The following is an 18,051-nucleotide window of genomic DNA, read 5'->3' as shown; positions in this document are numbered from 1 at the left end:
ATCCTTTCATCACAGACCCAACTCGCTCAGGCCCGGATGATCGTGCGGGCGTGGTCCGGTCGAATCCCAGAAGAACTTTCGCTCGGACTCCGCGATGGGGACGTCGTTGATGCTGGCATGACGGTGGTGCATGAGGCCGTCCGCGTCGAATTCCCAGTTCTCGTTGCCGTAGGAGCGGAACCACTGCCCGTCGTGATCGTGCCACTCGTACGCGAATCGCACGGCGATGCGGTCGTCGCCGTGTGCCCACAACTCTTTGATCAACCGGTAGTCCAGCTCGCGGGTCCACTTCTCGGTCAGAAGTTCGACGATTTCGGATCGGCCGGTGACGAACGTCGACCGATTGCGCCACCAACTGTCCGGCGTGTAGGCCAGCGACACCTTGTGCGGATCGCGTGAGTTCCATCCGTCCTCGGCGAGGCGGACCTTCTGGACGGCGGTTTCGTGGGTGAAGGGCGGAATCGGTGCTCGGACGGTCATTGCGTGGCCTCTCGATCGGATGTGTACCTATCGGTACATACTTTACCGATAGGTACAACAAGAGTCCAGGGAATGACTTCGGCCGCCCCCACCGAAGTGGGAGCGGCCGAAAGAGTCGAGAAGGAAGAAACTAGCGGGCGCGACGAGCCAGACGCTCGGAATCCGAGATCAGAACGCTCTTGCCTTCGAGGCGCAGCCATCCGCGGTGTGCGAAATCGGCGAGCGCCTTGTTGACGGTCTCGCGGGAAGCGCCGACGAGCTGGGCGATCTCTTCCTGCGTGAGGTCGTGAGTGACGCGCAGGGCGCCACCTTCCTGAGTGCCGAAGCGCTGCGCGAGCTGCAGGAGCGCTTTGGCCACACGGCCGGGAACGTCCGTGAAGATCAGGTCGGCCAGGGTGTTGTTGGTACGACGCAGTCGGCGGGCGAGAACGCGCAGCAGCTGCTCGGCGATCTCGGGGCGCTGCTGAATCCATGCCTTGAGAGCGTCGCGGTCCATGCTCACGGCGCGAACCTCGGTGACGGTCGTAGCCGTCGAGGTGCGGGGGCCGGGGTCGAAGATGGACAGTTCGCCGAACATGTCGGACGGGCCCATGATCGTCAGTAGGTTCTCGCGACCGTCGGGTGAGCGTCGACCGATCTTCACCTTGCCGGACACGATGATGTACAGGCGGTCACCGGGTTCACCTTCGTTGAAGATGACATGTCCACGGGGGAAGTCGACGGGCTGCAGCTGCTTTGTCAGCGCCGCTACCGCTGAGGGCTCGACTCCTTGGAAGATGCCGGCTCTTGCCAGGACGTCGTCCACGTGCGCTCCTTGTTGGGATTTGTTCGTTTGTGGTGTCATTTTTGCGCTAACTATCTTTGTACCCGCGCTGCGCACAAACCGTCGTGCACAGGCTCAGCCCTCATGAGTGAGACACTGTGTCCAATGCAATCTGTGTTCAATGCAACAGGTACGGCATCGAAGTCTACGTCCCGATAGCTCGCGACGAGTGATTGATGCCACGTAAGAGCCGAAAATTCTTCCGGAATCCGCTGCGGTGACTACTTTGTATGGCCGTCAACTTGCCCGTTGTGTCCGGATTTCGCCCAGGCTGGCGCTCTCGGGAGCCTCCGACTGACGGCCCTTCCGCTTCCGGTGGAAGCGAGCGAACGCATGGGGAAACCCATCGCTTGCCAGGCGGGCGACGTCGTCGTGACTTGCCTGATCGAGGAAGTCTTCTACTTCGTGCTCTTGAACCGAGAGCCGACGCAATCGCCCTTCGACTCGTTCCATCGCCAGGGCAAAGAGCATCAGCAGTAGCGGAAAGAGAATTACTGCGAGTCCTTGCATAGGGGGAAGTAAACACGTCGAAGGTCTCAGAATCGACACGACGGAGTCTCCACTCATGTCGTATCCGTACAGTTGTCTGAGTGCAGACCACCCCGACAGGCAGTTCAGAGCAGCGGAAGAAACCGCGTTCGGGGGGTGCGCGGAAGGAAGAATCACACCTCGGATTGGTACGCCGGGCGCGTCGGATGAATCGCGAGCTCGCTGTGGCTTTCCCGCACGTGTATTGCGAACTCGACTTCACGACTCCGTTGGAACTGGCAGTGGCGACAATCCTGTCGGCGCAATGCACTGACGTCCGCGTCAACATGGTCACGCCGGCGCTCTTCGCCCGCTATCCCGACGCGAAGGCATACGCGGAAGCCGATCGGACCGAACTCGAGGAGTACATCCGTTCCACCGGCTTCTACCGGAACAAGACGACGTCGTTGATCGGACTCGGTCAGGCGCTACTCGAACGCCACGACGGTCAGGTCCCGAACAAGCTCGAAGATCTGGTGAAACTCCCAGGCATCGGACGCAAGACCGCGAACGTCGTGCTGGGCAATGCCTTCGACATCCCGGGAATCACCGTCGACACCCACTTCGGTCGGCTCGTGCGCCGGTGGAAGTGGACCGAGGAAGAAGATGCCGTCAAGGTGGAACACGCCGTCGGGGAACTGATCGAACGTAAGGAATGGACACTGCTCTCGCACCGCGTGATCTTTCACGGCCGACGGGTCTGCCACGCGCGCAAGCCCGCGTGCGGGGTGTGCGTTCTGGCCAAGGACTGCCCGTCGTACGGACTCGGCCCGACCGACAAAACCGAGGCCGCGGCCCTGGTGAAAGGCCCCGAGACCGACCATCTGCTCGCCCTGGCAGGGTTGTGATCGCTGATGACAAGTGCTGGAAGATGGTCTCTCGCTGCGCTGTTGGTCGTCGCGGCTCTCGTCGTGGCGATCTGGCCGCGCGGGGGAGACGACACGACGCCCACGTCCACGGGTCCGTCGTCGTCCGCGTATCAGCCGCCGACGTTCACTCCGTCGTCGGAATCGCTCGATCAACTCCGTAGCCAGGCCTCACTGGCTCCCTGTCCGACTCCGACGGGCGAAGCTCCGGCCGGCTCGGCGCTGGCCGGAATCACCCTCGACTGCGTGTCAGACGGTCGGCCCGTCGACCTTGCCGCAGCGGTCGGCGGAAAACCGACTCTGCTCAACTTGTGGGCGTACTGGTGCGCGCCATGCGCCGAAGAGCTTCCGTACCTTCAGGAATTCGCGGAGCGCGCCGAGGGCAGCATCAACGTTCTGACGGTGCATTCGGATCCGAATCAGGAGAACGCTTTGACGCGACTCATCGACTACTCGGTGCGTTTGCCCGGCGTCCAGGACGGTGACGGCAAGGTACGGATCGCAGTGGGCGCACCGCCGGTGCTGCCGGTGTCGGTGCTCGTGCGCGCGGATGGAACAGTCGCCAAGGTCTTGCCTCAACCTTTCCGCAGTGCGGACGAAATCGCCGCCGCTGCGGCGCAATATCTGGGAGTCGTCGTATGAGCACACCGGTTCCCGAGTGGTTGCGCGCTGTCGCCAGCACCGAGCCCACCGATCCACACCGGATCAACCCCGTCCTCGAGCGTCGCGCGCCGCGCGGGACCGTGACGCGTCCGGCCGCGGTGCTCGTGCTCTTCGGCGGACCGCGTGAGGCAGACCCTCTCGCCGTCGGCGGCTTGCCGGAGGGCGCAGACGTGTTGCTGACCCAACGGGCGTCGACGATGCGTCAGCACAGCGGACAGGTCGCATTCCCGGGCGGTGCCGCCGATCCGGGCGACGACGGCCCCATCGGCACCGCGCTGCGTGAAGCGCAGGAGGAGACCGGGCTCGATCCGAGCGGAGTTCAGCCGCTCACCGTGCTGCCGGAGATCTTCATCCCGCCGTCGGGTTTCGACGTGACGCCGGTGCTCGGCTACTGGGAGCAGCCGACGACGGTGGGGATTCAGGACGAGGGCGAGGTCGGACGGGTGGCCAGGGTGCCGCTGCGCACGTTGCTCGACCCCGACAACCGGTTTCAGGTTCGCCATCCCCTCGGATACCAGGGCCCGGCGTTCCGCGCCGACGGCATGCTGGTCTGGGGGTTCACAGCAGGAATCCTCGCGGCGCTGTTCACGGTGTCGGGCTGGGAGATTCCGTGGAACTACGAGGACGTGAGAGACCTGGACACAGCGCTGTCCGAGTTCGGTGAAGGTGTCGAGGATTCGGCGGTGCCGCGATGACAGGTTCTCGTTGGGTGGACATCGCCATCGTTCTGGTCGCCCTCATCGCGGCCACATCCGGATGGCGTCAGGGTGCGGTGGCGTCGGCGTTGGCGTTTGTCGGCGTGATCCTCGGTGCCGTCGCCGGAATTCTGTTGGCGCCACACCTGCTCGTGCACGTCACCGAAGGCAAGCTGCGCATCCTCGCGGGCATCTCGCTGATCGTGGTGTTGGTCATCATCGGCGAAGTCGCCGGCATGGTGCTCGGACGCGCGGCGCGCAGCGGAATGCACAGTCCGACGGCGCGATCCGTCGACAGCGTCATCGGTGCGGGTCTACAGGCGGTGGCCGTCGTGGTCGCGGCGTGGTTGCTCGCGATTCCGCTCACTTCTTCGTCGCAGCCGAATATTGCCGCCGCTGTTCGTGGTTCGGATGTTCTCGCCAGCGTGGACGAACTGGCGCCGCAGTGGCTGCGCCGCATCCCGACGGAGTTTTCGGCGTTGCTCGACACCTCCGGCCTGCCGGACGTCATCGGCCCGTTCGGGCGCACGCCCATCACCGAGGTCGAAGCACCCGACGCGAGCGTTCTGGCCAGTCCGTTGGCGGCGCAGTTGCGTCCGAGTGTTCTACGCATCAACGGCGTCGCACCGAGTTGCCAGCGCGCGCTCGAGGGATCCGGATTCATCGTCGCTCCCGAACGCGTCATGACCAACGCACACGTGGTTGCCGGAACAGAGAGCATCACGGTGGACACCATGGAGGGCGCGCTGCCCGCGCAGGTGGTTCTCTTCGACTCCGCCGTCGACATCGCGATTCTGGCGGTTCCCGGACTGGACGCACCGGTGCTGCCGTTTGCTCCGGAGCAGGCTCAGACCGGCGACAACGCGTTGGTGCTCGGTTACCCCGGCGGCGGTCCGTACACGGCCAGCGCAGCCCGCGTTCGTGAGGTCCTGAACCTGAACGGACCGGACATCTACAAGGCCGGAACCACTCAGCGTGAGGTCTACACCGTCCGCGGATCCATCAGGCAGGGCAACTCTGGTGGGCCGATGGTCGACGATCAGGGGCGCGTCCTCGGCGTCGTGTTCGGTGCCGCCGTCGACGACAGCGACACCGGATTCGTCCTCACCGCCCAGGAAGTATCGCGCCAGTTGAACGCGGCTGCCTCGGCGTCGACGCCGGTGCCGACAGGCGCCTGCATTCTGTAGCGGTCACTTCTCCGTAAGGAGGAAGTCCTCGAGTTCGCGGTTGACGCGCTCGGGGGCTTCCTGATGCGCGTAGTGACCAACTCCGGCAATGGTGCGCAGTTTCTCGCCGGGAGCCCAATGCTTGTCGCGCCGCACGGTACGGGTGAGCACGTACGGGTCGAGTTCGCCGTGAATCTGGACGATCGGAATGCGAAGAACCTGATCCATCAAACGCATGAAACGACGACCCTCGGGCCGGAGCTGGCTGCGGAAGGCCCAGCGCTGGTACTCCAGCGTGGAATGCGCGACGCCCGGGATCCGGATCGCGGCCCGCATCTTGGTCATCACGTCCGCGAACTCGGGTTGCTGCGGCCAGGTGGGGCCGGACCGCGAGCGAACCAGACGCTCCACCTCGGCGCCGTTGTCGGCCGTCAACCGACGTTCCGGGCGTAGCGGTACCTGATAGGCCAGGAAAGAGGGCAAAAGCGCGCGGCGCTGATATGGGTCGCGCACGACTGCTTTCTTGAGTGCCATCGGGTGTGGCGACGAGATCAACGCGATCGACCGCACCAGACGTGGATGCAGGAGCGCGGTCGCCCAGCACACCAACCCGCCGTCGGCATGACCGATCAGCGTGGCCTTGCCGTAACCCATCGCACGAATGAGACCGGCTACGTCACCGGCGAGCGTCCAACCGTCGTAGCCGCGAGGGGGTTTGTCGGAATCGCCGTATCCACGAAGATCCATGGCGACGACGCGGAATCCCTGCTCGGACAGTGCCGTCAACTGATGGCGCCAGGACCACCAGAAATCGGCGAATCCGTGCAACAGGACCACCAACGGAGCATCCGGCTCCGCGTCGCCTACCTCGACGACGTGAAACCGGATGCCGTTGGCGTGAATGTCCCGGTGAATCCAGGGGCCGTCGAACCTGACGGTGGATGGATCTGGGGCTGCCACTTTCGATCAGACTCGCTACCGGCGCGCGTTGAAATCGACAGACGGCTTTGCGTCGTCATGGCTGCCGGGAAGGACGTTCTTGGCCTGCTTGAGCGATTCGATCGTCTTCTCCGGAGCCCTCAGCTTGCGCACACGCAGATAACCGAGCAGCGCCAGAATCGCGGTGGTCACCACCATGATCAGGAAGACGATGAGGAACGCCAGCCAGCGCGGCACCCAGGTATCGAGCATCTCGGCCAGGAAGAAAAAGAAGAAGAACGAGCTGAACAGCAGAACCGTGAAGGCCAGGATGAAGAAGACACTGCCCTGCAGACCCTTCTTGACCTCGCCCGTGACCTCGGCCTTGGCAAGTTCAACCTCGGCGCGCACGAGGGTGGAGACCTGTGCGGTCGCGTCCTTGACGAGGGCCCCGATGGTGGCCTCACCCGGCGTGCGGGCGTCCACATCGGTGAGAGGGATGGACGAGACCGTGTTCGGTACTCCATCTCCGGTGAAGCGCTGGCTCTCTCCGTTGGTCAAGCTCACTTGTCGACCTCTCCAGGTAGTTCTCTCGCGTCCGTGGCCATGGCGTTGGAAGCGTCGTCTCGAGCCGCATGAACTCGTCCACGTCGCCACAGCAGCGCTGATCCGATCAGCGATGCCACCAACGATGTCACGAGAACTGCGGCCTTCGCTATCTCGGCCTCGCTGCCATCGCCGACCCCGTCCAATGCGAGGTCTGCTACAAGCAGGCTAACGGTGAACCCGATGCCACCGAGAACTGAGAGGGCAAACATGTCTCTCAATTCCAGTGTCTTGGGCTTGGTGGCTATGCCCAATTTGATCGCGAGCAGGGAAATTCCGAAGATTCCGACGGTCTTTCCGACCAGAAGGCCGACGACAACCGATTGCCCGACGGGGTCGGTGAAAATGTCGCCGAGTACCGCGGCGTTGATCGGAACACCGGAGGCGAACAGTGCGAACACGGGGACGCAGAAGCCTGCGGAGTACGGCTGAATTCGGTGCTCGAGGCGGCTGCCCGGCGCGTATTCCTCGTCCGGATCGCGCCTGACACGGGTGAGTAGGCCGAGCGCGACGCCCGCGAGTGTGGCGTGTATCCCCGCTTCGTGCATCGCGTACCAGGTCAGTAGTGCCAGCGGGACGTAGAGGAACGGCGTCGTGATGCGCTTGTGCTGGGCGTAGGCGTAGACAGCGAGGGCTGCGGCCGCGGTCAACAGCCACAACATCGCGAGGGAGCCGGTGAACAGTACGGCGATGAGGATGATGGCGAGCAGATCGTCGACGACGGCCAGGCTGAGCAGGAAGACTCGGGCGCTTGCGGGGATCTTCGATCCGGTGAGAGCGAGCACGCCGAGGGCAAAAGCGATGTCCGTCGCGACGGGAATGGCCCAGCCCTTGTCCATACCTGGAGTGCCGAAGCCGATGGACGCCGCGATGATCGCGGGGACCAGGACACCGCCGCACGCCGCGATGATCGGGAGCATCGCGGCTTTGCGGTCCGCGAGCTCGCCGACCACCAGTTCGCGTTTGAGTTCGAGGCCGGCGACGAAGAAGAAGACGGCAAGCAGTCCGTCTTGCGCCCAGGTGCCAAGGCTGAGGTCCAGATGGAGTGCAGACGGGCCGATCTGGAAGTCGCGCAGTGCGATGTAGCTCTCACCGAAAGGTGAGTTCACCCAGATCAGAGCGACGGCAGCGGCGATGAGCAGTATCGATCCGCCCACCGTTTCGGTGCGGAGATAGCGGGACAGTTCGGAACGCAAAGTGGAGATCACGCGTGGGGACGACCTTTGTTCGTGCACCCGAGTTCGGATGCAACAGACATGAACGTGATCGACGTTGTAAAGCATCGAATGCACGTGCCGACCAGACTTCCCGGCTCACCTTTACGGGATTTTATCGCGGATTGCTCGCTGAGCCGAATTAGCGAACCGAATTTGCGCCGGAAAACCCCGCGGGTGTTCAATTCCTACTGATTGGGACACCATCCCACCAATTGGACAATTTTCGTATAACGGCGCAGGAGCATGTTTTGAGCACGTCAGTCAGTGAGAACCCACCCAAGCCGGAGGGCGGCGACGCAGATACCGTCGCCGGAGTGCCGCGCAGCCGAATCGTGGTTGCCAGCATGGTGGGTACGTCCATCGAGTTCTACGACTTCTACATCTATGCAACAGCGGCAGTATCGGTGTTCCCGCACCTGTTCTTCCCGAAGGGCAACGACACCACCGCGCTTCTCGCGTCGTTGGCGACGTTCGGACTCGCGTTTGTCGCCCGTCCCCTCGGCTCGATTCTCTTCGGACACTTCGGTGACCGCGTCGGACGCAAGGCAACTCTGGTCGGCTCGCTGCTGACGATGGGCATCGCGACCTTCCTCATCGGACTGCTGCCCACTTATCACCAGATCGGTCTACTGGCCCCGGCGCTGTTGGCGCTCATGCGTTTCTGCCAGGGCCTCGGACTCGGCGGCGAATGGTCTGGCGCGGCTCTGCTCGCGACCGAGACGGCCAAGGAAGGCAAGCGGGCCTGGGCGGCGATGTGGCCGCAGCTCGGTGCACCCATCGGCTTCTTCATGGCCAACGGACTGTTCCTGATCATCACGTTGTTCATGAACCACGACAATTCCAGCCCGGACCTCGAAGGTGCCTTCCTGAGCTGGGGGTGGCGAATTCCGTTCCTGCTCAGCGCAATCATGGTGATGATCGGCCTGTACGTCAGGCTCAAGCTCGAAGAGACCCCGGTGTTCGCGCGCGCAGTCGAGCGCGGCGAGAAGGTCAAGACCCCGGTCGCCGAGGTATTCAAGACCAGCTGGCGTCAGCTGATCATCGGTACGTTCGTGATGCTCGCGACGTACACGCTCTTCTACATCATGACCACCTGGGTGCTCAGCCACGGAACCGGCAAGACGGCGGCCGACGGTGGAACGGGCGCAGGCTTCAAGTACACCGATTTCCTTGTCCTGCAGCTCATCGCGGTCGTGTTCTTCGCTGCCGCCGTGCCGGTCTCGGGTTGGCTCGCCGACCGCTACGGGCGTCGTATCACACTACTGATCATCACCGGCCTGATCATGGTGTTCGGCTTGACCTTCGGCGTGTTCCTCGAACCGGACGGAATGAACGACGGTCGCATGTTGGCGTTCCTCATCGTGGGCATGCTGCTCATGGGCCTGACCTTCGGGCCGATGAGTGCCGTTCTCCCGGAACTCTTCCCGACCAACGTCCGCTACACGGGCTCGGGAATCGCGTACAACACCGCCAGCATTCTGGGCGCTGCGGTGGCGCCGTTCATCGCCGTCTACCTCGCGAAGAACTACGGCGTCGGCTGGGTCGGCATCTACCTCCTCGTAGCTGCGACGCTGACTTTTGTTGCGCTGCTGGTCATGCGCGAGACAAAGGGTGAGTCGCTAGACGATGTAGGGGCATAACCCTGCTGTGCGCCTTTATTAACCCCCGGCGGTTAATAAAGGCGCACAGCAGTTGTCAGGGAAGCTGAGCAGGCAGGACGTGCTCACCGGTCTTGTCGGTGCTCAAGGCCAAGGAACTGATGTACTGCTTCTCGCCGTTCGGGCCGGGAACGTTCGACGCGAGCATGTCGGGTCGCTCGAACTCGATGCCGCTGACGCAGCACAGAAGCGTTTCACCCGAGGGGTTCCCGTACTCGTCGAACATCGGCAGATCGATGCCGTCGTCGGTGCGTCGTAGGTAGTACTTGCCCTTGGTGGCGACGGCGAGGACCGGCGGCATCACCAGTGCGATGACGATCGCGACGATCGGGGAGAACGGCTTGATCGCCGAACCGAAAGCACCGAAGAACACCAGGATCGAAATGCCCGCGGCCAGCAGCATCGACACGAAGCCGACGGGATTGACGTCGTAGAGCATCCCGCGTCGGAACTCGGGGACCTTCGGGGAGAGCTTCAACCAGTACTTGTTGATCGCGATGTCGGAGGCGACGACCACGACCCAGGCGATACCGCAGTTGGCGTAGAAGCCCAGGATCGTGTTGAGGAAGTCGAACATGTTGGCTTCCATCAAGATCAGTGCGATCGCCAGGTTGACCAGAACGAAGATCATGCGTCCCGGGTAGGTCTTGGTGACGCGAGTGTACGAGTTGGTCCAGGCCAGTGAGCCGGAGTACGCGTTGGTGACGTTGATCTTGATCTGGCTGATGACCACGAGGATCACGGCAAGGGTCATGGCCAGCCAGTGCGGCATCATGTCCTGGTAGATCTCGAGAAACTGGTGCACGGGCTGGTTGGCGATCGAAGATCCGTCGACGACGTTCGCGATGATGTACACGGCGAGGAACAGTCCGACGATCTGCTTGAACGCGCCGAAGATGACCCAGCCGGGCCCCGCGAGAATTACTGCAGCCCACCAACGACGGGTGTTCTCCGGCGTCTTGGGCGGCATGAAGCGTAGGTAGTCGATCTGCTCGGCGATCTGTGCGATCAGCGACAGGCAGACACCCGCGGCCAGCATCACCGATCCGAAGTTGACGCCCTTGCCGTTTGCGCCGTCCTCACCGCCGAAGGCGAAGAACGCGCTCACCGAATCTGGGTGCTTGAACAGCAAATACAGGAACGGCAGCACCATCATGACGAGCCACAGAGGCGTCGTCCACACTTGGAGCTTTGCCAGAGCCTTCATGCCGTAGATGACCAGCGGAATGACCATCAGGGTCGAGACCGCGTAGCCGATCGAGAGTGGGATCCCGAGCCCCAGTTTCAAACCCTGGGCCATGATGGAACCTTCGAGCGCGAAGAAGATGAAGGTGAACGTCGCGAAGATGACGTTGGTGACCACCGAGCCGTAGTAGCCGAAACCGCTTCCGCGCGTGATCAAATCGAGGTCGATGTTGTATCGCGCGGCGTAGTAGGCGAGTGGGAAGCCGGTGGCCATGATGACGACGGCAAACACGGCGATGCCCAGCAATGCGTTACCGGTGCCGTACGAGATGCCGATGTTGGCGCCGATCGAGAAGTCTGCGAGATACGCGATTCCGCCGAGCGCGGAGGTCGCGACGACGCCGGTTCCCCATTTGCGGTAGCTGCGTGGCGCAAATCGGAGGGTGTAGTCCTCCAGAGTCTCCTTCAGTGCGGCGTTCTCACCGATATCTGCCCTGTCCGGTGCGCCGGCGGACACCTGCTCGTTCACTGCTGTCATGACGTCACTTCCCCTGGGTGCCTGTGCATGTGCACTTTGTGGTGCAGGCACCCAACCTAGGGAGGTGGCGTTACGCGGACATGTTTGAAATGTGTCGCCCACGTTGCGGATTCGATCCGCAACGTGAGCGAGCACTCATGGGACTTTCTTTACCTGTATCTGATCACCAACTGCCCGCGCCTGCAAGGCGAGTGGCTGCGTCCCGACTGGTCGTAGGTCGAGAACGGCGGCGGCCACCGGGTCGGCCAAGACGTTTCGGATGGTCCGGCGCAGGCCACGTGCTCCGTACACCGGATCGAATCCGCGCCGTTGCAACAGTGCGACGGCGCTGTCGTCCACGTCGACGTCGACGCCTCTTCTGGCCAACCGAGTCGTGATCAGTTCGATCTCGAGCCGGGTCACTTGTTCTGCGGTCTGTTCGTCGAACTCGTCGAGGATCACGGTTTCGTCGATGCGGTTGAAGAACTCGGGGTCGAAGAACTTCTCGAGAGCGCGCTGCACCAAGTGGTGACCATGGTGTGGTCGATCGATCCGGACGCGATCGGCGAGCTGCCGCACCCGGGACCGTCGACGTTCCGCCACCGCAGCAGAACCGAGATTCGAGGTCAGGAACACGTAGCTGTTGCGGAACGAGATCTTCTGCTGACCGTTCGCCAACCGGAGTTCGCCGTTGTCGAGGACCTGCAGGAGCGCACGTAGAACGGTGGGGTCGGCCTTCTCCACTTCGTCGAACAGGACGATTCCGGGGGTGTACGGATCGCCCTCGACGGTGTTCTTGTCGAACAGTGTGAAGGACTCCTTGCTGCCGGCATACCCAGGCGGAGCCCCGGAGAACGACGCCGCATAATGCTCTTGAGCAAGAGCATTCATGTCGATGCGGCACAGATCGTCGGGCCCGGACCGTAGTTCCGCGGCCACGCGCCGCACCAACTCCGTCTTGCCGACGCCGGTGGGGCCGACCAGAAGGATATTGGCGAGTGGACGCGTCGGATCCGTGGCACCGACATGCGCGATCGAAATCGCCCGAACCACTGCGTCGACGGCGGCCTGTTGTCCGACGATCTTGGAACTGAGGGCTTTCGAGAGATTGCGAGCGTCGAAGGCTCCGACCGGTACGGGTTCGGATTGTTCCTCGGCCAGTGGTGGTGCTGCACTGTTCCGGTCATGGAGCATGTCGGTGATATACGGCACAGCGAGATCCTTAAACTTCGATTGTCTTCTCGACCGGCAGGTTTCCGACGCGGCAGTCCGCTACGCCCACTGTGTCTCGGGTGATGGCCTCGACGCGTTCCTGAGCCTTCTGGGCATCGGTGACCCACAGCTTGTAGAACTCGAACGGGCAGTCCGCGACGCCCTTGTCTCCGTCACCTGCTGCGTGCACGCCGGAGTATCCGCGGTGAAGGAGCTTGAAGATGTGGTTCTGGGACTGATCGTTCTCGCGTGCATCGCGAATGGCGGAGACGGACAGCTGCGCGTACTGGATTCCGTATTCCTCCTCGCCGGTCTCACCCAGCGTCCGACCGTCGAATCCGATGATCGCGGAGTGTCCGAAGTAGGAGTAGACGCCGTCGAATCCGGCTGCATTGGCAACTGCCACATAACAATTGTTGGCCCAGGCCATTGCCTTGGACATCATCACCTGCTGGTCCTTGGCGGGGTACATGTAGCCCTGGCAGCGGACGATGAGCTCTGCACCCTTCATCGCGCAGTCACGCCAGATCTCCGGGTAGTTGCCGTCGTCGCAGATGATGAGTGAGATCTTCAGGCCCTTGGGACCCTCGGATACGTACGTGGTGTCGCCGGGGTACCAACCTTCGATGGGGCACCAGGGCAGGATCTTTCGGTACTTCTGAACGATTTCGCCCTTGTTGTCGATGAGAATCAACGTGTTGTACGGCGGCTTGTTCGGGTGGTCTTCGTGCTGTTCACCGGTGATGGAGAAGATTCCCCAGGTATCGGCCTCGCGGCAAGCGGCGGAAAAGATTGCGGTCTCGTCACCGGGGATGGTTGCCGCTGTCGCATACATCTCCTCTTCGTTGTACATGATTCCCTGCGTGGAGTATTCGGGGAATACCACCAGATCCATTCCGGGGAGTCCGGTCTTCATGCCGATCATCATGTCGGCGATCTTGCGCGCGTTCTCGAGCACTCCGGCGCGATCGTGCAGGCGGGGCATCTTGTAGTTGACTACTGCTACGCCGACCGTGTCGTTGCTCGAGGAGATGTCACCGTGTCGCATTGTCTTTCACTCCTTGGTTGTGTGGATCAGTTGAAGACTGGATGAGTCTGGGGTACTGCGGCTTTGGGTGCGGCGAGGATCTTGGCCAGGCCGAGGAGAATCAGAAGCGCTCCGGCCCAGCCGGCGGCTACCGCGGGTGTGGTGTGGAAGTTGTCGGTCAGGATCAGAAAGGCAGGAACAGTGCAGGTGGGCTGGCTCAGCAGGACTGCTGCCCAGCCGGTGAAGCGGCTGAGGTTCTCGCGGCCGAGGCCGAGCACCAGGAAGAACAGCGTCCACAGTGCTGCCCATGCGAGCCAGATGACCCCGAAGACGGGGTCGTTGCTCACCGTGAACGAGAGGAAGGAGTACACGAGCGCGGCGCACGCGACGAACAGTGAGAACCATCCGATTCCTTCCGGTTCGAAGCCGGCGAGATTGCTGATTCCCACGTAGAGGTAGGTGAATCCGAACAGGTAGAGACCTGAGGCCGCCAGGACGGCGCTCGAATCTCCCTGTGCCTGAATCAACAAAACGGTGGGGACGACGCATTGAAGTGCGCCGACGAAGAGGTTGAGGACCGAGGCGGATCGAACGGGAACTGTGCCGAGCAGCATCAGTCCGTTGACGAAGAGGACGGCTCCCACGTAAAGCAAACCAACACTGCCCATCGGGCACCTCCGGTTACTTTCGGGACGGGTTACTTTCAAATGAAATGATTCCAAATGAAACTAAGTGATGCGCGCCACAGAAGTCAAGAGGTGGATCTCAGGGGAAGGTTTCAGAGGGTGGCGATGATCGAGAAGTCGAGTCCGTCGGCGACGGCCAGCTGAATCTTCTGTCGTGCAACGCGATCGCGAAACTCGACGGTTCCGCGAGGTCCGTCGTACGCGGCGCCTTCGACGACGGCGTCCAGGGCGTGCGGGTGGGTGCTGTCGGCGCGTCGAACCAGGGCCGAAAGGGTATGTATCCCTTCGTAACACGACTCGGCAGCGTTGTTCAGTGCCGGAGCGTGCGCGCCGTGCAGTGCGATGTAGCGCCCGAGCAGGTCCATGGAGTTACCGTCGACCATCGAGCGGAAGTACGCTGCCGAGGCAAACAGGTTCCGGGTTGCGCGGGGGCCGCTTGCGAGCAGCATGTTTTCTTCCATCAACGGGCTGAACCGGATCATCGACTCGTCGAGGCCTCGGCGGGCGAAGGCTCGGTTGAAGTCGACGGCGTCCTGCCCGACGAGGAGCATGATCACGCCGTCGCAACCGGAGCTCGAGACGGTCTCGACCAACTGCTTCATGTTGCCGCGCCCCAGATCGACAAACGAACCGCCGACCAGGGTGAGATCGAGTTCGGTGGCGAATTGCCTCACGGCCCCGAGCGAGCTGTGAGGCCAGATGTAGTCGTCGCCGACGACGAACCACTTGCGCGCTCCGACGTTGTCGCGCAGCCACTTCAGTGCCGGCGCGATCTGCTGTCGTGGTGTTTCGCCTGAACAGTAGATTCCTGGTCTGACCTCGCCGCCCTCGTAGAGCGAGGTGTACGAGTACGGAATACGGCCTGCGACCACCGGTGCGAGTGCGTGGCGGACCGAGGAGATGTGCCAACCGCTCACGGCGTCGATGTCACCTGCGTCGAGTAGCTGTTGCACGCGGGCTGCGACGACGCCCGGCGAAGCGCCGCCGTCGATCACTTCGATCTGGACTTCGCGTCCCAGTACGCCGCCGGAGTTGTTGAGATCGCGGGCGGCCAATTCGCTGATCGCCTCACACGACGGACCGAACAGTCCGGCCGGCCCTTGGAGGGGAAGCACCATGCCCAGGCGCCACACGGCGCTGCGCGCGCGTTCGAGCGCGCCGGTAGCGCTCATGCGTCGCCGCCGGAATCGGAAGTCAGCGGCCTGGCCTGGGTTACTATCATTTCATTTGAAAGTATTGCCCGAGAAGTGTGAAGTACGCAACAGCGGGGGAGCGATCAGTGGGAAAAAGTGACTCCGGAATTCTTGATGCTTCGCTGACGACCACGCTGGTCCGAGCGGCTCGAATGGCCGCGGCAGCGGCGGAGAAAGCGCTGGCGGCTGAGAATCTCACTCTCGATCACTGGATGACGCTCGAAGCCCTGGCGTCGACCGAGGGGCTGACGATGGCTGAGCTGCGCGATCGAACGGGAACACCGGCTCCGACGCTGACGCGAGTTGCGGACAAGTTGGTCTCGCTTGCGCTGATCTATCGGGAGGTCGGTGAGGACGATCGCCGGAAGGTACGCGTGTTTCTCTCCTCACGCGGAAAATCTCTGCACAAGCGGGTTGCCGCAGACATTCGCGTGGCCGAGGAGTCCTGGCTGACGTCGAAAGAGGAAGTGAAGTTGCGAGAGGGGCTCCGCCCCTGTGCGCCTTTCCGGTAGTGGGGACTACCAGAAAGGCGCACGGGGCCGAAGGCCCTACTTGCCGCGGATTGCGTCGAATACCTTGGGATCGACCAGGGTTGAGGTGTCTCCGAGATCGCGGCCTTCGGCGACGTCGCGCAGGAGGCGGCGCATGATCTTGCCGGATCGGGTTTTCGGCAGTTCCGGCACGATCGTGATCTGACGCGGCTTTGCGATGGGGCTGATGTCGGTGGAGACCTGCGCCTTGAGCTCGGCGATCAGAACCTCACCGGTGTTCTCGACGCCTTCGCGCAGGATGACGAACGCGACGATGCCCTGTCCGGTGGTCTCGTCCGCGGCACCGACGACGGCGGCTTCGGCGACTCCGTGATGGTTGACCAGTGCTGACTCCACCTCGGAGGTGGAGATGCGGTGACCGGAGACGTTCATGACGTCGTCGACGCGGCCGAGGACCCAGAGGGCGCCGTCGTCGTCGTACTTGGCGCCGTCACCGGCGAAGTACCAGCCTTCTTCGGCGTAGCGGGACCAGTAGGTGTCGCGGTAGCGGTCCATGTCGCCCCAGATGCCGCGGAGCATCGCCGGCCACGGCTCGTCGAGGACGAGGTAACCGTTGCCGCCGGGGCCGAGGGGCTTGGCGTCGTCGTCGACGATCTTCGCGGAGATACCGGGCAGCGGTGCCATCGCGGATCCGGGCTTGGTGGCGGTGATACCGGGCAGCGGGGAAATCATGATCGCACCGGTCTCGGTCTGCCACCAGGTGTCGACGATGGGGGCCTTGTTGCCGCCGATGACGTCGCGGAACCAGCGCCACGCTTCGGGGTTGATGGGCTCGCCCACAGATCCGAGCAAACGGATCGAAGACAAGTCGTGGGCGTCGGGGATTTCCCGGCCCCACTTCATGAACGTCCGCACGAGGGTGGGGGCGGTGTAGTAGATGGAGACGCCGTACTTCTCGATGATGTCGAAGTGGCGGTGCTCGTTCGGGGAGTTGGGGGTGCCTTCGTAGACGACCTGGGTGACGCCGTTGGAGAGGGGGCCGTAGACGATGTAGGAGTGTCCGGTGACCCAGCCGATATCGGCGGTGCACCAGTAGACGTCTTGTCCCGCTTTGTGATCGAAGACGTTGTGGTGGGTGTACGACGCCTGGGTGAGGTAGCCGCCGGAGGTGTGGATGATGCCCTTGGGCTTACCGGTGGTGCCGGAGGTGTAGAGGATGAACAGGGGATGTTCGGCGTCGAAGGCCTGCGCTTCGTGCTCAGGTGAGGCCTGCGCGACGGTCTCGTGCCACCACAGGTCGCGGCCGTCGGTCCACTCGACGTCGATGCCGGTCCGGTTGACCACCAACACGTTCTGGACGGAGTCGGCTCCGGCGACGGATTCGTCGACCGCTGTTTTGATGGGTGCTGCGGCGCCGCGTCGCCACTGGCCGTCGACGGTGACGACGAGCTTGGCTTGGGCGTCGTCGATGCGCGAGCGTAGGGCAGTGGCGGAGAATCCGGCGAAGACGACCGAGTGCGTCAGGCCGAGGCGGGCGCAGGCGAGCATGGTGACGATCGCTTCGGGGATCATCGGCATGTAGATCGCTACGCGGTCACCGGCGACGAGGCCGAGGTCGGTGAAAGTGTTTGCGGCGCGGCTGACTTCGGCGAGGAGGTCGTTGTAGGTCAGATCCCGGGAATCGCCTGGTTCGCCTTCGAATGCAATGGCGACGCGGTCGCCGTTGCCGGCGAGGACGTGGCGGTCGACGCAGTTGTAGGCGACGTTGAGCTTGCCGCCGACGAACCACTTGGCGACGGGGGCGTCGGTCCAGTCGAGGACGTCGGTCCATTTCTCGTGCCAGTGAAGGCGCTCAGCCTGATTCGCCCAGAAAGCGAGGCGGTCGGTATCTGCGGCAGCCTGCAACTCCGGTCCCGCGTTGGCGGCCGCAGCGAACTCTGCGCTCGGCGGATATGCCTGGGGGACGTCTGTTTCGGCTGCGCTTGTCATGGCTGACGGCCTTCTTTCCACATTGATCGACACTTTTCTGACTCCGTGTGAGGGTAGTCACAAGCTCGCTCAAACGCACCGTTGCATCACGTTGCAACCCGTTGTCCTGCGACGATCGGTCGAATCGATGC

At 62.9% G+C, this 18,051-nt stretch carries 18 protein-coding genes; 6 read left to right on the top strand and 12 right to left on the bottom strand.

The genetic code is table 11. From position 1 onward, the window contains the following. Nucleotides 1–9: 9 nt before the first annotated feature. The 3 genes from RE4_RS20225 to RE4_RS20215 form a co-directional block, all read right to left on the bottom strand. The gene (locus RE4_RS20225; protein ID WP_019746619.1) at nucleotides 10–480 is read right to left on the bottom strand and encodes a nuclear transport factor 2 family protein; all 471 of its coding nucleotides are present in this window, start codon (nucleotides 478–480) and stop codon (nucleotides 10–12) included. Nucleotides 481–610: 130 nt separating this feature from the next. Next, nucleotides 611–1,285 (bottom strand): Crp/Fnr family transcriptional regulator, encoded by a 675-nt coding sequence (locus tag RE4_RS20220; protein ID WP_003943506.1) that lies wholly within the window; start codon nucleotides 1,283–1,285, stop codon nucleotides 611–613. 255 nt (nucleotides 1,286–1,540) lie between these two features. Beyond that, nucleotides 1,541–1,813, bottom strand: coding sequence for a hypothetical protein (locus RE4_RS20215; protein WP_019746620.1), 273 nt, complete (start codon nucleotides 1,811–1,813; stop codon nucleotides 1,541–1,543). 80 nt (nucleotides 1,814–1,893) lie between these two features. Between RE4_RS20215 and nth the strand changes: the two genes are divergently transcribed. The 4 genes from nth to RE4_RS20195 are packed head-to-tail and all read left to right on the top strand — an operon-like array spanning nucleotide 1,894 to nucleotide 5,242. Next, nucleotides 1,894–2,679 carry an endonuclease III gene (gene nth / locus RE4_RS20210; RefSeq protein WP_060939223.1) on the top strand — a complete coding sequence of 262 codons (786 nt, stop codon included), beginning with the start codon at nucleotides 1,894–1,896 and terminating at the stop codon, nucleotides 2,677–2,679. A 6-nt stretch (nucleotides 2,680–2,685) separates the two neighbouring features. Beyond that, nucleotides 2,686–3,339 (top strand): TlpA family protein disulfide reductase, encoded by a 654-nt coding sequence (locus tag RE4_RS20205; RefSeq protein WP_060939222.1) that lies wholly within the window; start codon nucleotides 2,686–2,688, stop codon nucleotides 3,337–3,339. After that, nucleotides 3,336–4,055 (top strand): NUDIX hydrolase, encoded by a 720-nt coding sequence (locus RE4_RS20200; RefSeq protein WP_019746622.1) that lies wholly within the window; start codon nucleotides 3,336–3,338, stop codon nucleotides 4,053–4,055. The genes RE4_RS20205 and RE4_RS20200 overlap by 4 nt, the downstream gene beginning before the upstream one ends. Further along, nucleotides 4,052–5,242 carry a MarP family serine protease gene (locus RE4_RS20195; protein ID WP_019746623.1) on the top strand — a complete coding sequence of 397 codons (1,191 nt, stop codon included), beginning with the start codon at nucleotides 4,052–4,054 and terminating at the stop codon, nucleotides 5,240–5,242. Before RE4_RS20200 ends, RE4_RS20195 begins: the two co-directional genes overlap by 4 nt. Before the next feature lie 3 nt (nucleotides 5,243–5,245). On the opposite strand, the gene RE4_RS20190 is transcribed toward RE4_RS20195, so the two are convergent. Genes RE4_RS20190 through nhaA form a run of 3 tightly spaced genes read right to left on the bottom strand, consistent with a single transcriptional unit; the run spans nucleotide 5,246 to nucleotide 8,037 of the window. After that, on the bottom strand, nucleotides 5,246–6,181 hold the full coding sequence (locus tag RE4_RS20190; protein WP_019746624.1) for an alpha/beta fold hydrolase: 936 nt from the start codon (nucleotides 6,179–6,181) through the stop codon (nucleotides 5,246–5,248). A 15-nt stretch (nucleotides 6,182–6,196) separates the two neighbouring features. Further along, entirely contained in the window at nucleotides 6,197–6,706 is a 510-nt protein-coding gene (locus RE4_RS20185) for a phage holin family protein (protein ID WP_019746625.1), read from the bottom strand. Continuing rightward, entirely contained in the window at nucleotides 6,703–8,037 is a 1,335-nt protein-coding gene (nhaA, locus tag RE4_RS20180) for a Na+/H+ antiporter NhaA (protein ID WP_370671301.1), read from the bottom strand. Before nhaA ends, RE4_RS20185 begins: the two co-directional genes overlap by 4 nt. A gap of 173 nt (nucleotides 8,038–8,210) precedes the next feature. Between nhaA and RE4_RS20175 the strand changes: the two genes are divergently transcribed. Continuing rightward, nucleotides 8,211–9,602 (top strand): MFS transporter, encoded by a 1,392-nt coding sequence (locus RE4_RS20175; protein ID WP_020968263.1) that lies wholly within the window; start codon nucleotides 8,211–8,213, stop codon nucleotides 9,600–9,602. Between the two features lie 55 nt (nucleotides 9,603–9,657). Here RE4_RS20175 and RE4_RS20170 read toward each other — a convergent pair whose 3' ends face one another. The 5 genes from RE4_RS20170 to RE4_RS20150 all read right to left on the bottom strand — a co-directional run bounded on the left by RE4_RS20170 (nucleotide 9,658) and on the right by RE4_RS20150 (nucleotide 15,419). Next, a complete protein-coding gene (locus RE4_RS20170; RefSeq protein ID WP_021342683.1) occupies nucleotides 9,658–11,343 on the bottom strand; it encodes a purine-cytosine permease family protein in 1,686 nt (561 codons plus the stop codon). 135 nt (nucleotides 11,344–11,478) lie between these two features. Further along, nucleotides 11,479–12,534 carry an AAA family ATPase gene (locus tag RE4_RS20165; protein ID WP_060939220.1) on the bottom strand — a complete coding sequence of 352 codons (1,056 nt, stop codon included), beginning with the start codon at nucleotides 12,532–12,534 and terminating at the stop codon, nucleotides 11,479–11,481. A gap of 10 nt (nucleotides 12,535–12,544) precedes the next feature. After that, nucleotides 12,545–13,582 (bottom strand): aliphatic amidase, encoded by a 1,038-nt coding sequence (locus RE4_RS20160; protein WP_019746630.1) that lies wholly within the window; start codon nucleotides 13,580–13,582, stop codon nucleotides 12,545–12,547. A 26-nt stretch (nucleotides 13,583–13,608) separates the two neighbouring features. Continuing rightward, complete coding sequence (locus RE4_RS20155; protein ID WP_060939219.1) at nucleotides 13,609–14,229, bottom strand: AmiS/UreI family transporter; 621 nt, start codon at nucleotides 14,227–14,229, stop codon at nucleotides 13,609–13,611. 110 nt (nucleotides 14,230–14,339) lie between these two features. Next, nucleotides 14,340–15,419, bottom strand: coding sequence for a substrate-binding domain-containing protein (locus tag RE4_RS20150; RefSeq protein WP_060939218.1), 1,080 nt, complete (start codon nucleotides 15,417–15,419; stop codon nucleotides 14,340–14,342). A 107-nt stretch (nucleotides 15,420–15,526) separates the two neighbouring features. On the opposite strand from RE4_RS20150, the gene RE4_RS20145 reads away from it, so the two are divergent. Further along, nucleotides 15,527–15,952 (top strand): MarR family transcriptional regulator, encoded by a 426-nt coding sequence (locus tag RE4_RS20145; RefSeq protein ID WP_060939272.1) that lies wholly within the window; start codon nucleotides 15,527–15,529, stop codon nucleotides 15,950–15,952. Between the two features lie 36 nt (nucleotides 15,953–15,988). Here the strand turns inward: RE4_RS20145 and acs are convergent, their stop codons facing one another. Beyond that, the gene (gene acs, locus RE4_RS20140; protein WP_020968268.1) at nucleotides 15,989–17,920 is read right to left on the bottom strand and encodes an acetate--CoA ligase; all 1,932 of its coding nucleotides are present in this window, start codon (nucleotides 17,918–17,920) and stop codon (nucleotides 15,989–15,991) included. Nucleotides 17,921–18,051 lie beyond the last annotated feature (131 nt).

This window comes from Rhodococcus erythropolis NBRC 15567 (assembly GCF_001552595.1).
GTDB classification, from domain to species: domain Bacteria; phylum Actinomycetota; class Actinomycetes; order Mycobacteriales; family Mycobacteriaceae; genus Rhodococcus_F; species Rhodococcus_F erythropolis.
The sequence above is the reverse complement of the archived record's forward strand: the minus strand, read 5'-3'. Positions and strand labels throughout refer to the sequence as shown.